General features: G+C 49.5%; 17 protein-coding genes. All 17 read right to left on the bottom strand.

Annotated elements, in window-relative coordinates; genetic code table 11:
- Nucleotides 1–8: 8 nt before the first annotated feature.
- Nucleotides 9–734 (bottom strand): 30S ribosomal protein S3, encoded by a 726-nt coding sequence (rpsC, locus tag NG346_RS07475; protein WP_154535314.1) that lies wholly within the window; start codon nt 732–734, stop codon nt 9–11.
- An 8-nt stretch (nt 735–742) separates the two neighbouring features.
- On the bottom strand, nt 743–1,147 hold the full coding sequence (gene rplV, locus NG346_RS07480; RefSeq protein ID WP_154535315.1) for a 50S ribosomal protein L22: 405 nt from the start codon (nt 1,145–1,147) through the stop codon (nt 743–745).
- A gap of 33 nt (nt 1,148–1,180) precedes the next feature.
- Entirely contained in the window at nt 1,181–1,450 is a 270-nt protein-coding gene (gene rpsS / locus NG346_RS07485; protein ID WP_154535316.1) for a 30S ribosomal protein S19, read from the bottom strand.
- 21 nt (nt 1,451–1,471) lie between these two features.
- Entirely contained in the window at nt 1,472–2,299 is an 828-nt protein-coding gene (rplB, locus tag NG346_RS07490; RefSeq protein ID WP_262279902.1) for a 50S ribosomal protein L2, read from the bottom strand.
- Between the two features lie 3 nt (nt 2,300–2,302).
- Complete coding sequence (gene rplW / locus NG346_RS07495; RefSeq protein ID WP_262279903.1) at nt 2,303–2,599, bottom strand: 50S ribosomal protein L23; 297 nt, start codon at nt 2,597–2,599, stop codon at nt 2,303–2,305.
- Nucleotides 2,600–2,619: 20 nt separating this feature from the next.
- Nucleotides 2,620–3,249 carry a 50S ribosomal protein L4 gene (gene rplD / locus NG346_RS07500; RefSeq protein WP_262279904.1) on the bottom strand — a complete coding sequence of 210 codons (630 nt, stop codon included), beginning with the start codon at nt 3,247–3,249 and terminating at the stop codon, nt 2,620–2,622.
- On the bottom strand, nt 3,249–3,863 hold the full coding sequence (gene rplC, locus NG346_RS07505; RefSeq protein ID WP_154535320.1) for a 50S ribosomal protein L3: 615 nt from the start codon (nt 3,861–3,863) through the stop codon (nt 3,249–3,251). Before rplC ends, rplD begins: the two co-directional genes overlap by 1 nt.
- 61 nt (nt 3,864–3,924) lie before the next feature.
- The gene (gene rpsJ / locus NG346_RS07510) at nt 3,925–4,230 is read right to left on the bottom strand and encodes a 30S ribosomal protein S10 (RefSeq protein WP_154535321.1); all 306 of its coding nucleotides are present in this window, start codon (nt 4,228–4,230) and stop codon (nt 3,925–3,927) included.
- A gap of 96 nt (nt 4,231–4,326) precedes the next feature.
- Nucleotides 4,327–6,432, bottom strand: a complete 2,106-nt coding sequence (fusA, locus tag NG346_RS07515) for an elongation factor G (protein ID WP_262279905.1) — start codon at nt 6,430–6,432, stop codon at nt 4,327–4,329.
- A 31-nt stretch (nt 6,433–6,463) separates the two neighbouring features.
- Nucleotides 6,464–6,940: a 30S ribosomal protein S7 gene (gene rpsG / locus NG346_RS07520; RefSeq protein ID WP_262288542.1), complete on the bottom strand. Its 477-nt coding sequence runs from the start codon at nt 6,938–6,940 to the stop codon at nt 6,464–6,466.
- 192 nt (nt 6,941–7,132) lie between these two features.
- Nucleotides 7,133–7,513 carry a 30S ribosomal protein S12 gene (gene rpsL / locus NG346_RS07525; protein ID WP_262288543.1) on the bottom strand — a complete coding sequence of 127 codons (381 nt, stop codon included), beginning with the start codon at nt 7,511–7,513 and terminating at the stop codon, nt 7,133–7,135.
- Nucleotides 7,514–7,801: 288 nt separating this feature from the next.
- Nucleotides 7,802–8,128 carry a DUF3467 domain-containing protein gene (locus tag NG346_RS07530; protein WP_262279906.1) on the bottom strand — a complete coding sequence of 109 codons (327 nt, stop codon included), beginning with the start codon at nt 8,126–8,128 and terminating at the stop codon, nt 7,802–7,804.
- Nucleotides 8,129–8,480: 352 nt separating this feature from the next.
- Complete coding sequence (gene pepI / locus NG346_RS07535; RefSeq protein WP_262288544.1) at nt 8,481–9,356, bottom strand: proline iminopeptidase; 876 nt, start codon at nt 9,354–9,356, stop codon at nt 8,481–8,483.
- Nucleotides 9,357–9,401: 45 nt separating this feature from the next.
- Nucleotides 9,402–11,705, bottom strand: a complete 2,304-nt coding sequence (locus NG346_RS07540) for a glycoside hydrolase family 3 C-terminal domain-containing protein (protein ID WP_262288545.1) — start codon at nt 11,703–11,705, stop codon at nt 9,402–9,404.
- Nucleotides 11,706–11,854: 149 nt separating this feature from the next.
- Nucleotides 11,855–12,301, bottom strand: coding sequence for a carboxypeptidase-like regulatory domain-containing protein (locus tag NG346_RS07545; protein ID WP_262279909.1), 447 nt, complete (start codon nt 12,299–12,301; stop codon nt 11,855–11,857).
- A gap of 227 nt (nt 12,302–12,528) precedes the next feature.
- Nucleotides 12,529–12,756: a LytTR family transcriptional regulator DNA-binding domain-containing protein gene (locus NG346_RS07550; protein ID WP_262279910.1), complete on the bottom strand. Its 228-nt coding sequence runs from the start codon at nt 12,754–12,756 to the stop codon at nt 12,529–12,531.
- Between the two features lie 27 nt (nt 12,757–12,783).
- On the bottom strand, nt 12,784–13,716 hold the full coding sequence (locus NG346_RS07555; protein ID WP_262279911.1) for a hypothetical protein: 933 nt from the start codon (nt 13,714–13,716) through the stop codon (nt 12,784–12,786).
- Nucleotides 13,717–14,640 lie beyond the last annotated feature (924 nt).

The following is a 14,640-nucleotide window of genomic DNA, read 5'->3' on the forward strand; positions in this document are numbered from 1 at the left end:
TTCTACTTTTAGCGGTTATTGTTTCTTCTACGGCCACCACGGTTCTGACGGCCGCCGTTACGTCCGCGCTCGTTCTTCTCCTGAGAGAAGTTGGGGGCGAGCTCACGCTTGCCATACACCTCACCGCGGCAGATCCACACCTTGATACCCAGCAGGCCGACCTTTGTGAGAGCCTCTGTCTGGCAGTAGTCGATGTCGGCACGGAATGTATGCAGAGGAGTACGTCCCTCTTTGTACATCTCCTTACGAGACATCTCGGCACCGTTCAGACGGCCGGAGATCTGGATCTTGATACCCTCAGCACCAGCACGCATTGTGTTCTGAACAGCCATCTTGATTGCGCGACGGTAAGCCATCAGATGCTCGATCTGGCTGGCGATGTTCTGACCGACGATGTTTGCATCAAGCTCAGGCTTCTTCACCTCGAAGATGTTGATCTGGATGTCTTTCTTGAAGAGGTTCTTGAGCTCCTCTTTGAGTTTGTCGACATCAGCACCACCTTTACCAATGACGATACCCGGACGGGCAGTGCAAATAGTGATGGTAACCAGTTTCAAAGTACGCTCGATGACGATGCGCGAAACGCTGGCTTTCTCCAGACGCTTGTTAAGGTACTGACGGATCTTTTTGTCCTCAACGAGGTTGTCACCGAAGTCCTTGCCACCGAACCAATTTGAGTCCCAACCACGGATAATACCCAGACGGTTGCTTATTGGATTTACTTTCTGTCCCATTCTATTTATTATTTTTCGTCATTAGTTTTGGCATCAACAAAGAGAGTGACGTGGTTGCTACGCTTACGGATGCGATAGCCACGGCCCTGCGGTGCCGGTCTCATACGTTTCATGGTCACGCCTTCATCAACGAAGACCTTGCTGACATACAGCTCACCATCCTCGGCCTTACGGTCGTTTTTGGTTTCCCAGTTGGCAATGGCTGAGCGAAGCAGTTTTTCGATGTCAGCAGCAGCATGCTTGTTAGAGAACTTCAGGATACCAAGTGCGCGGTTGACCTCCATGCCACGGATCATGTCTACTACGTAACGCATCTTCCGTGGAGAAGAAGGCACACCCTTGAGCTTGGCGAAGTACATGTTCTTGCGGGCCTCTTTCATTTTCTCGGCCGCGATATGTTTTCTTGCTCCCATTATTGTTTACTCATTTTAAATGGTTTGCCCTGATTACTTCTTATTGTTGCCAGAGTGTCCGCCGAAGCGACGTGTCATAGCGAACTCACCGAGCTTGTGTCCGACCATGTTCTCAGTGATGTAGACAGGGATGAATTTATTACCGTTGTGGACAGCAACAGTGTGACCCACGAAATCGGGTGAAATCATGGATGCTCTGGCCCAAGTCTTAACGACGCTCTTCTTGCCACTCTCGTTCATAGCGAGAATTTTCTTCTCGAGGGCAACGTTGATATAAGGACCTTTTTTAAGTGAACGACTCATAATTTGCTCTAATTAACTTGATTACTTCTTGTTAGCTCTTTCGATAATGTACTTGTTCGAGAGCTTCTTAGGTGCACGAGTCTTGAGACCCTTAGCATACAAGCCCTTGCGAGAGCGTGGATGACCACCAGACTGACGTCCTTCGCCACCACCCATCGGGTGATCGACAGGGTTCATCACGACACCACGGTTGTGAGGACGACGTCCGAGCCAACGAGAGCGACCGGCCTTACCGGACTGCTCAAGAGCGTGGTCAGAGTTACCGACACTACCTACAGTGGCCTTGCAAGCGGAGAGGATCAGACGAGTCTCTCCAGAAGGAAGCTTGATGACACAGTAGTTGCCATCACGAGAAGTTAACTGAGCAAAGTTACCAGCCGAACGAACCAGGCGTGCACCCTGTCCCGGACGCAACTCGATGTTGTGGATCACGGTACCGACAGGAATGTTAGCCAGTGGGAGAGCATTGCCGATCTCAGGAGCTGCCTCAGCGCCAGACATCAGCTTGTCACCGACCTTGAGTCCGTTAGGAGCAATGATGTAACGTTTTTCACCATCTGCGTAGAACAGAAGAGCAATACGAGCCGATCTGTTAGGATCGTACTCGATTGTCTTTACTACAGCAGGAACACCATCTTTCTCTCGCTTGAAGTCGATCAGACGATACTTCTTCTTGTGACCACCGCCGATGTAGCGCATGGTCATCTTACCGGTGTTGTTTCGACCACCGGTAGAACGCTTACCGTAAACGAGAGACTTCTCTGGCACGGATGCAGTAATCTCCTCGAACGTGCCAATAACCTTGTGTCTTGTACCCGGAGTTACCGGGCTGAATTTACGTACTGCCATTTTTTATTTTATATTGCTGTAAAAATCGATGGCCTCACCATCCTTCAGGGTGACGATAGCCTTCTTGAATGCGTTCTTCTGACCGCGGATCAAGCCTGCCTTGGTATAGCGGCTGGAGCGTTTGCCAGCGTAGCGCATTGTGTTCACATCCTCTACTGTAACATGATACAGACTCTCGACCTCTTTCTTGATTTGGAGCTTATTAGCCTCTGGGCGAACGACGAAACCGTAGCGGTTTGCGCGTTTGTCTGTAATGTTATTCATCTTCTCTGTGACCAGGGGTTTGATGATATATGCCATAATACTTTGTCTCCTAATTTTTACTTATCCAAGATGTTGTCGATAGTCTTCAAAGAACTTTCTGCGACGACGAGCACATCAGCATTCAAAACTTTGTACGTATTGAGCTGATCAGCAGACATCACTTCAGCCTTTTCGATGTTACGAGCGGACAAATATACGTTTTTATTTATACCTGGCAAAACTACGAGAGCTTTCTTGCCGTCAACTTTAAGATTTTTAGTGATATTTACAAAATCTTTAGTCTTAGGAGCCTCAAGATTGAAATCTTCCACCACGATGATGGCATTCTCCTGAGCCTTGTAAGACAGCGCAGACTTACGAGCAAGAACTTTTACTTTCTTGTTGAGCTTAAAACCATAGTCACGGGGCTGAGGACCGAAAACGCGGCCACCACCCTTGAGCAACGGTGAGTTGATGTCACCACGACGTGCGCCGCCGCCACCTTTCTGGCGTCCGAGCTTGCGGGTAGAACCAGCATGCTCGCTTCTTTCCTTAGCCTTGGCAGTGCCCTGGCGCTGGTTGGCGAGATACTGCTTCACATCGAGGTAGATGACATGATCGTTAGGCTCAATGCCAAAGATGGCGTCGTTCAGGGCCACCTTGCGTCCGGTCTCCTGACCGTTGATATTCAAAACACTAACTTCCATTACTTCTCAATTAAAACTGTTGAACCATTGCAACCGGCGAAAGAACCCTTCACGATGAGCAGGTTCTGCTCCGGAATCACCTTTAATACACGGAGGTTCTGAGTGGTAACACGATCACCTCCCATCTGGCCGCCCATGCGCATGCCTTTGAAGACCTTTGCAGGGTAAGAGCAGGCACCGATAGATCCCGGCTTGCGGGCGCGGTCATCCTGACCGTGAGTGCTCTGACCGACACCGCCGAATCCATGACGCTTCACGACACCCTGGAAACCTTTACCCTTGGATGTGCCAATGACGTCAACGAACTTAGCGTCTTTGAACAGCTCAACTGTAATGGTGTCACCGAGGTTATACTCCTCGTCGAATTTGAACTCGGCCAAGTGCTTCTTTGGTGTTGTACCGGCTTTTTTGAAGATACCTGCCATAGGCTTGTTGGTTCTCTTCTCCTTAGCCTCAGCATAACCGAGCTGATAGGCTTTGTAACCGTCCTTTTCAACGGTCTTAACCTGGGTAACAACACAAGGACCAGCTTCGATAACAGTGCACGGTGTGTTCTTACCGTCGGCACTGAACACGGATGTCATTCCGATTTTTCTTCCAATTAATCCTGGCATTTCAATAAATGTTTTGTGTTAACGTAAATGATAAAATTCTTCTTGAACATACTGCAAGGTATTAGACCTTGATTTCCACTTCCACACCAGAGGGCAACTCAAGCTTCATCAGTGCGTCGACGGTCTTGCCAGTGGCACTGTAGATGTCGATGAGGCGCTTGTAATCTGACAGCTGGAACTGCTCGCGGCTCTTCTTGTTGACGAAGGTAGAGCGGTTGACTGTGAAGATACGCTTGTGGGTTGGCAATGGAATGGGACCGCTAACGATAGCGTCCGTGGCCTTGACAGCCTTGACAATCTGCTCAGCTGATTTGTCGACCAACTGATGGTCGTAGCTCTTCAGCTTGATACGAATTTTCTGACTCATGTCTGTAATTAAATGATTATATATATAATAATGTGTAAGATTGAGGAGGTATGCCGCCTAAGAGTCATTCGCTAGGCGGCACCTCGCTCAAAATTGTTATTTCTTGAGTTCCTCAAGTACCTGCTCAGCCAGTGACTGAGACAGTGGAGCATGGTGATCATACTCCATGGTGCTGGTAGCACGGCCGGAAGTGATGGTACGCAGGGCGGTCACATAACCGAACATCTCTGCCAGAGGCACCATAGCCTTCACGATGCGCGCACCGCTACGAGCCTCTTCCATACCCTGGACCATACCACGGCGCTTGTTCAAGTCACCGATGACGTCACCCATGTTCTCCTCAGGAGTAACAACCTCTACCTTCATGATAGGCTCCATAAGCACGGGACCTGCTTTCTGGCAGACATTCTTGAAGGCAGCGTGAGCAGCGAGCTCGAAGGAGATCTGGTCAGAGTCCACAGGGTGGAAGCTACCGTCGGTAAGCACAACCTTCAGGTCTGTCATTGGGAAGCCACCGAGCACACCATTTTTCATGGCGTCCTTGAAACCCTTCTGTACAGAGGGGATGAACTCCTTAGGAATGTTACCACCCTTGACCTCGTTGACAAACTGCAGATCGTCCTCCTTGTAGTCAGGATCCTTAGGTCCTACAGTGACGATGATGTCAGCGAACTTACCGCGACCACCGCTCTGCTTCTTGTAGACCTCACGCCAGCCCTCAACGGTCTTGGTGATAGCCTCTTTGTAGTTCACACGAGGCTTACCCTGGTTACACTCAACCTTGAACTCACGCTTCAGACGGTCGATGATGATATCGAGGTGGAGCTCACCCATACCAGAGATGATGGTCTGACCACTCTGCTCGTCGGTATGAACGGTGAAGGTCGGGTCTTCCTCAGCCAGCTTGGCGAGACCGTTGTCCATCTTGGCCATATCAGCCTGGCTCTTCGGCTCAACAGCGATAGAGATCACCGTGTCAGGGAAGGTCATGGACTCGAGAACGATAGGATGGTTCTCGTCGCAGAGCGTATCACCCGTGCGGATATCCTTGAAACCTACGCCTGCGCCGATATCACCAGCGTCAATAGAATCCATAGGAATCTCCTGGTGAGAGTTCATCTGGAACAGACGGCTGATGCGCTCCTTCTTGCCGGAACGTGGGTTGTAGACATAAGAGCCAGCCACAACCTTACCGGAATATACGCGGAAGTATACCAGACGGCCCATGAACGGGTCTGTAGCGATCTTGAATGCCAAAGCGGCAGTAGGCTCAGACTCGAGAGGCTTACGATCCTCTTCCTCACCAGTCTCAGGATTGGTACCTACGATAGCAGGAGTATCCTCGGGAGAAGGCAGGAATGCGCAAGTATAGTCAAGCAGCGGCTGCACACCCTTGTTCTTATAAGAAGAACCGAGCAGCATTGGGCAGCACTCCATGGCAACGCAGCCCTTGCGGACAGCAGCGATGATCTCATCCTCAGTGATGGTCGAAGGATCATCCATATATTTCTCCATCAGAGCATCGTCGAAGTCGGCAGCGCCCTCAAGGAGCTTGTCGCGCCACTCCTCAGCCTCGTCTTTGAGATCATCAGGAATCTCGTCTACCTCATACTCAGCGCCCATGGTCTCATCGTGCCACAGGATAGCCTTCATCTTGATCAGGTCTACGACACCCTTGAAGTTCTCCTCAGCACCGATAGGGATCTGGATCACGATAGGATTAGCACCCAGGATATCCTTCATCTGCTGGACAGTCTCGAAGAAGTCAGCGCCGGAGCGGTCCATCTTGTTGACATATCCGATACGGGGAACATTGTATTTGTCAGCCTGACGCCACACTGTCTCGCTCTGAGGCTGTACACCGTCAGCAGCGGAATAAGTAGCGATAGCTCCATCCAACACACGCAGCGAGCGCTCAACCTCAGCGGTGAAGTCAACGTGTCCCGGAGTATCGATCAAGTTAATCTTATAGGTCTTGCCATTCCAAGTCCACTGGCAAGTAGTTGCAGCGGAAGTAATGGTGATACCACGCTCCTGCTCCTGTGCCATCCAGTCCATCGTGGCAGCGCCGTCATGCACCTCACCGATCTTATGGGTCTTTCCGGTGTAGAAGAGGATGCGCTCCGAGGTAGTTGTCTTACCTGCATCGATATGCGCCATGATACCGATGTTGCGCGTCAAATGTAAATCGCGATTAGCCATTTTTCTTTTTAACCTTAAAGTGTGTTGAAACTTAGAATCTGAAGTGTGCGAAAGCACGGTTAGCCTCAGCCATACGGTGCATGTCTTCCTTACGCTTGAATGCGCCACCCTGGTTGTTGTAGGCGTCCATGATCTCAGCAGCGAGCTTGTCGGCCATGCTCTTGCCGCCACGCTTGAGTGCGAAAGCGATCATGTTCTTCATAGCCACGCTGACCTTACGGTCAGGACGGATTTCTGTAGGCACCTGGAAAGTAGCACCACCGATACGGCGGCTCTTCACCTCCACCTGCGGAGTGATATTGTCGAGGGCAGTCTTCCAGATCTCCAGAGGAGCCTTCTCCTCTTTTGCCATCTTGTCCTTGACGATGTCAAGTGCCTTGTAGAAAATTTCGAAGGAAGTACTCTTCTTACCGTCATACATCAAGTGGTTGACGAACTTAGATACTTTCTGATCATTGAACACGGGATCGGGAAGGATCACGCGCTTCTTTGGTTTTGCTTTTCTCATTGTTTAATTAAAAATATTCATTCTGCATGGGGCTGTCATAAATGATCTTCAACGCCCACACCTGGGCATTTACTCAACCTGTTTTAACTTCTCCAGCAAAACTGATTAAAAAAGTGGATTTTTACTTGAATAGGCTTTGAGCCCTGGCCGGAGAGAGCACTCTCTCGGCCCCCGGCTCTTAGCGTTGATTCTTTACTTCTTTGCCTTTGGGCGCTTAGCTCCGTACTTAGAGCGGCGCTGTGTGCGGTTGGCAACACCGGCGGTATCCAAAGTACCACGAACGATGTGATAACGCACACCAGGAAGATCCTTCACACGACCACCGCGCACCAGCACGATAGAGTGCTCCTGAAGGTTGTGGCCCTCTCCCGGGATGTAGGAGTTGACTTCCTTCTGATTGGTCAAACGAACACGGGCAACCTTACGCATTGCCGAATTAGGCTTTTTAGGAGTCGTGGTATAGACACGAACACAAACGCCACGACGCTGAGGACATCCGTCCAAAGCCGGCGACTTGCTCTTGTCTACCAGTACTCTTCTGCCTTTACGTACTAATTGTTGAATAGTAGGCATAATTTTACTTTTTAATTTTATATATTTATTTTCTTCTAAATCAACGCATTACCGGATTAGTGTATCTCGGGATATTACAACACGAATACAATTAACCCGTTACGGGGTGCAAAGGTACAAATAAAGCGTCAAACTACCTAATATATATAAAACAAAAAGCGAGGGGAAAATCAAATTTAAGATTATTTAATAACATCTGACAGCACATCGCAACATCTGAAGGCACTGTCTGAAACAAAAAAGCTCTCCCCGATTGCTCGGGGAGAGACGATAGCCAACGGCTAAATATTATGCCTTGCCAGTGCCGAAGGGAGCGATCGTGCGGCCCTCGTCAGCAGGCTGAGGAGCCTGAGGCAATTTGATTTCTCCAAACTCTTTCTCGTAGCGAACGATATTCTCCTGCAGAGCGAAGAGCAGGCGCTTTGCGTGCTCAGGAGCCATGATCACACGGCTGAAAATCTGAGGAGGAGCGATGGGCAGCATGTGTGCGAAGTCGATGACAAATTCACTGCTGGAATGGTTAATCATAGCAAGGTTGGAGTATTCGCCCTGAGCCACTTCTGGCTTGAGCTCAATCTTTACCTCTTGAGGCTGTTGTTTGTTTTCTTCTGCCATAATTCAATAAGCTAAATTAAAGGTTACTATATATTTATGTTTCTGTTATTATGTCTTAGTCTGTAAGAACATGGTATAACACTGCAAAGGTAAAGAAAAGATTTGTTCTTTCCAAAACTTTATGCACTTTTTTCTGTCCTGTATCATTTTTCTCCTTATGCTGTAACACGACCGACACATTTCTGTACACAGTCTGTTTACTCTGTTACCATGTCTTATTACTCTATTTACTATGTTACTATGTCTTATTTTACTCTGTTTACTATGTTACTATGTCTTATTTTACTCTGTTTACTATGTTACTATGTCTTATTTTACTCTGTTTACTATGTTACTATGTCTTATAAACGGATTACTCTGTCTTCAGCCAGGCGGTCATCATCTTGAGGTATTTGTCCGTCTGTTCTGTAAACACCATGTGGCGCGCACCATAGAAGAGCTCCCATTTGGCATTTGGTATTCTGTCGTACATGGTCTTGGCGATGTACGGTGTACAGAGGTCGTTGGTGCCGCTGACGACGAGTGTCGGGCAGGAGATTTCGCAGAGACGGTCGGTATAGTTGAAGTCCTTCAGCGTCCCGGTCGGATTGTATTCATTCGGTCCCCACGCCACGAGATAAGCCTCATTACCAAAGCGTTTCTTACGGCTCATACACTCCGGCGTGTCGGGTCCGATGACGAACTCATGGCGTGCCACGTAGTGGTCATTGGCTTCAAGGTATGCCGGTGACTGGAAGTTGCCGGTGCGCTCTGCCTCTGCGATAGCCTTCTGATCTTCCTCACTCATGAATGTGATCAGCCGATGTTGCTCCTTGCCCCACAGCTGACTCTGCGGCAGCGTGCTGGAGAGGATCAGCGAACGCAGTCCTTGCGGCTTCTTCTCGATGGCGTAGGCGATGGCCAGCATGCCGCCCCACGACTGTCCAAGGAGATGGAAGTCCGTGATATGGAGGTAATTCAGCAAGCACGAGAGCTCCTCCATCCATGTACCGAGTGTCCACAGTTCGGGATGTCCCTCGACATAACTCTCGCCGCATCCGATCTGATCGTAAGAAACGATCTGTCGGTGAGTCAGTTCTGCCAAAGGATCCAACACCTCGAAATAGTTATGTGTGGAACCCGGCCCGCCATGCAAAAGCACCAGCGGTGCACGGTCGGTCTTCTCTCCTACGACACGATAAAACGTCTTGAAGCCCTTGAAGGGCATGTAACCTGTCTCAATCTTCATTTTACCCATCTGATATTTTAGTCCTACATATAACTTGGTTCCTCCCTACTCCTTTTCTCCTTGAACCAGAGCCTCAGAGAAATAGTGATCCCGAAGCGGCTTGACGACCGTTTTACCCTTGAGTGTCAAAGAATGCTGCAACCGGATATCTTGTGACGACGCAGCCACTTTCAGCACGAAGTTGCCGGGAACGACATTCCATTGTCTTTGCCGTTCATGGCTGTAGTAGCCAAGCTGCTCAGTATATACTTTCATCGTCACCGTCTTGGTCTCACCCGCTTTCAGTGAAACTCTTGCAAAGCCCTGCAACTGTATCGGGCGTACCGGCAGTTTGTCGTCTGCCGGAGAGAGATAGAGTTGAGCAATCTCGTCACCGTCACGCTGACCCGTATTGGTCACGCGGAAACGCAATGTGAAGCTGTCTTCATCGGTCTTGGCCTCATCTGTCATTTCCAGATTGCTGTAAGCAAAACTGGTATAGCTCTGTCCGTAGCCAAAGGGCCACTCTACCCTACTGTCCTGCACTGTGGAACGGTTGTAACAGATCGGCACGTTGAGTTCCTCTTTCGGATAGCTGACCGAGAGCTTACCCGACGGCGACACTTTGCCGTAGAGGATGTCAGCCACAGCGTGTCCACCCTCCTCACCGGGATACCATGCCTGCAAGATGGCGGCACAACGGTCTGCCAGCCGCGAGATGACCTGCGCACGACCGCCAAAGAGCACGAGTATCACAGGCTTACCCGTTGCCAGCAACTGCTCCACATACTGCTCTTGTTTCCCCGGCAGGCTCAGACCTTGACGGTCACGGTTCTCACCGCAGAGCATCACGTTCTCGCCCATAGCCGCGATGATGACGTCGGCGGAGCGTGCCATGCGCAGAGCCTCAGAGCTGTCGGCTTTCTCTCCGGCATCTACCTTACGATGCAGCATCTTATAGTCCCATGCCCGCTCGTCGCCGCCATGGCTGAGTTTGGTTTCAATCTCCTCCGTCCAGTCACAGCCTCGCGAATACGACAGTTCGATGTCAGCGGGACGACGGTCACGCATTCCTTCCCACAGACCTACCACATGGGGATGGTCGAGATCCTTGTCGTTCATCTTCCAGAAATAGGTCATCGAGGGGAAGGAATAGTCACCGCACATCGCCCACATGCTGTTAGCGTTGGGTCCGGTCACAAAGACGCGTTGCTTGCCGTTCAGCGGTAGCACACCACTGTTTTTCAGCAACACCACAGATTGTGCGGCGATGTCGTATGCCGTCTGCCGCTCTTCGGGACTGTCAAGGACGATTTTCTCGTTACTATATAAATAAGGTGTACTTGAGAGCAGTCCTGCCCGCGCTTTATACCTCAGCACGTCTTTCACAGCCCGTTCGAAAGCCTGTGGTTTGACAAGTCCCCGATCGAGTCCTTCCTGCAGATGTTGATAGTTGGCACCATAAGGGAAGTCTACATCATTGCCGGCATTGATGGCCGCCGCCGCTTTCTCTGTTGGGGTATCGAGTCCGGGTATCTGATCGATGGCTGTATAGTCGCTCACCACCATGCCGTCGAAGCCGAGATAGCCACGCAGTATGTCGGTGAGTATCTCGTGATTGGCCACGCAGTTAGTACCATGGACAGCATGATAGCCGGGCATGAGGGCTTTGCTGCCTGTCAGGCGTATCATCGTCTCATGAGGCAGGAGTATCTCTTCCATCAGCTCTTTCTCGTCGGCATCGCCTCCACCACCGTAACCGAGGTAGTGCTTCGAGCAGGCACCGACACCTTTGTCCAGTCCGCCATGCTGTAGCCCACGCACAAAGGCTGTACCCATAACGGCCGAAAGGTAGCCGTCCTCACCATAGGACTCCTCCAAGCGGTTGAAGCTCGGTGTACGGCATACGTCGACCATAGGGGAAAGGGAGAGCACACCGCCCATCTTGCGCAGCGCGATACCGGTCTGCAGGGTTTTCTTTTCAGCAAGTACAGGGTTGAACGAGCAGGCTTGTCCGATCTGCTGGGGATAGATGGTGGCCCCACTTGTATTGATTCCCGATAGCACTTCCTCATGAAATAGGGCGGGGATGCCGCTGGGGGTGTTGTGGATCAGCCAGTCTTGTACGGCAGCAACACGGTCGCACAACACATTGGGATCCATCGGAGCCTGACTGGCATACTGCGAGAAATGGCCTATCCCATCAGGAATAAGTTTTCGGCACTTACTGGTGTCAAGATGCCCCTCCGCATCGAAGAGGTCATCCATGTAGGTACTGCGCAGTTGTGCGATACGCTCCTTCTGAGACATCTTCTCATAGAGAGCATCCACCTGTTGGTCTACGGTCAATTGATGCTTGCAACTTGTCATAGCAAATAGAGTCATTAAGACGAGAATGGTTTTTCTCATAAACATAGTAATATGAAGGTCTACATCACTTGGAGAAATCTCCTTTATGCTGTACGTTGTTGCAAAGATAGATAAAATTATAGAATTATAAGCCGGTTAAAACGAGAAAATTAATAGCCCCCCTGTATGGAGATTCTCTTCCATAGATTTACCGTGTTTGTTTTTCCGTCGAGCACCACGTCGAGGGCTCCCGGCTGTTTCACGCCATTAGCCTGACCGAACCGGAAGGTGCTGCCGGTGACGACGACCTCATCGATGGTGGTAGTGCGCTCATATAGCCGGATGGCGGGCGGGCCAAGTCCTTTTTGCCAATTGCGTTCTGCGTTGTCATACCCTATGCAGGTGACCATCAGCTGTGTGCTGTCGGCTTTCAACGTTGAAAAGGAGAAGTGTCCGAGTGAGTCGGTGAGGCAGCCGTCTGTCGTACCTTTGACAAAGACGTTGGCGCCGACGATCGGATGACGGTCGTCGGTCACCGTACCCGATATCAACTGCTGTGCATAGCCAAGGCAGTAGCCTGACAGCAGGAGAAGGAGGATGAGAATGTTGCGTTTCATGCCGGCAAAGTTAGCGCATGAAACGCATCGCTGCAAATTTGTGGGACAGACAGCTAAATACGGGGCTATACGCCTATGTGTCTGGACGAAATGCAAGGATTTGGGACGAATGACTAAGCAGAAAAGTGCTGGCTTTGAGCGGAAGCGCAAGGGGGGGGGGACAGGCAGCGAGGGCGGCGAGTTGTAACTCGCCGAACAGAACGGAGCAGAACAATGAGTGTGGTCTTTTAACCGACAAACGAGCGCAAGGTCTTTACGTAACTTCTCGATACGGGTACTGTGTGGTGCTCGTCGCCCACAGTGAGTTGGTAGCCGTTGGAGTTGCCATGAGCGGATCGGATGTTGCTGAGGTTGACGATGAACGAGCGGTGGCATTGAAAGATGCTCTTCTCGTTGGCATCGGCAAGAACGGATGTCAGCGTGGTGCGCAGCTGCTGGTTTATCAACCTGTTCATTCTGCTCATCGGTTCACAACGTCCCTCTTATTTCCCGAACATCTCCGCAATCTCGTCTTCCGACAATCCCTGCTTTCGCAACTTCTCTCGTATTCGATTCAATTGCTGACTCTGCTGCGAGAGTTGCTGATCTTTCTGTGATATTTGCTGATCTTTCTGCGAGAGTTGCTGATCTTTCTCCTTGATCATCTTGTCACGGCTCATAATGGCGGTGTCGCGGTCCTCTAAAGGCGTAATATATATATCTTCAGCATTCATGTCCTGCCGAATTTGCGAATCTATTGTAGCCATAATCAGCCTATGGAGGATATACTGCATGTCAGCATCACCCTCATAATTGGCATCGTCAAGCTCTATCACCTGCCGGTTGTCCTTCTCTTTGTTGGTTTGGTCAAACACGCTGAGCACCTTGAACAGTCTGTTGTTGATCTGTCCGTGCAGGAGGGGGATCTGTACGATGATGCTGTCATGGACGAGACTGTCGACAAAGGGGTCGGGAAGGCCTTGGGTTACCTCATGGCCGTCGTAATCATAAGACTTATGGTTGACATAAAGCACGGGCACATTTATATTTCCAACCCTGTGCCCGAGAATATATACGGCAACCATCGGAATGCCGTAGGGTGGCCGCATTTCCTCGTGCACCATGTTTTCGGGGTTGGCGTACTGCGCGCCGAGATACTGTCGGAAGCGGAGGGTCTCTGTCTCCAGCCATGTCTTTTGCAGTTCGATGAGTATCAGACGTAGCGACCCGTCGTCCTCGCGGATACGTGCCCCGAAGTCGATGCGGAACATGGAGATGTTGTCCCGAAAGCCATTGGTGTACTCGTTACGGCGTATCTGCACTTCCACAACCTCTTTCTTCAGCAACGCGGAGAGAATGGTGCGGGCGATACGTTCGTCTTCCATCAGATATTTGAAGACGGAGTCATAGATAGGGTTTGCTACATGAATTATCATAATACGGCACGATTTATGTCCAACAATTATTCTTCATGGACAAAGATAGTATAAAAAGTTGGAGAACACAAGCAAATCCTTGGAAATATTTTGTATATGCTTATGCAAATTTTTTTTCTTCTAAGTATCGATTAATTAATTTAAAAATAGTATCTTTGCAGCGTCTACTCTGAGAGCTAACGTTTTGCGGAAGCCCGAAGGGTGGGTGACTTTTATGGAAAAGCGTTTACTAACGCTTTGTTCTTGACGTGCAGAAACTTCGCAATTTTCTCTGGTTACAGATCTGTAATTGGTTAACCTGCATGATTCATGAACATTAACTCTGCCCTATTAAGACTATTAAGACTATTAAGACATTGAATGATCAAGAATTGACCACGAATTATTCATCAATTATTATATTTATGAGAAGATCGTGGATAATTCGTGGATCTTCGTGTGAATAATAATCTCCATGAAGGTACTTCTTCTACATACTCATAGGGCGTCATTCTCTCGGTTGGTGTTTATGTTCGATATTCTGACAATAAACCGGCCACGAGAAGACGATTCTCGCCAGCAAACTGGTCTCTCGTCTGATTTTCGCGAATTTCAGCGTTTTCCACAAACGCCTAAAAATCAACAACATACGATTTTAGTGGCTTTTACCTTTATGTCAGAAAGGCACTTTGACGAAAAATTCTCTAGAGAATTTTCGATCAAACAACCGAGATGACCGCATCATCTCACCGTTTTGTGCGTGTCATTCCACCGTTTTAACCCGATCAACTCACCGTTTTCTCACAGACAGAACCACTTTTTGAGGTTTTCACTGTGGTTTTCGCTGATTTTAGTTTCGGGTTTCGCTCTATTTCATTCAACAATCGTGACATGATTTTGTAAAGTTTTTAATAATACTTATACAAGCTGCAACACATAAGAGTA

The sequence above is a fragment of the Hallella absiana genome, assembly GCF_025457485.1.
Lineage (GTDB): Bacteria > Bacteroidota > Bacteroidia > Bacteroidales > Bacteroidaceae > Prevotella > Prevotella absiana.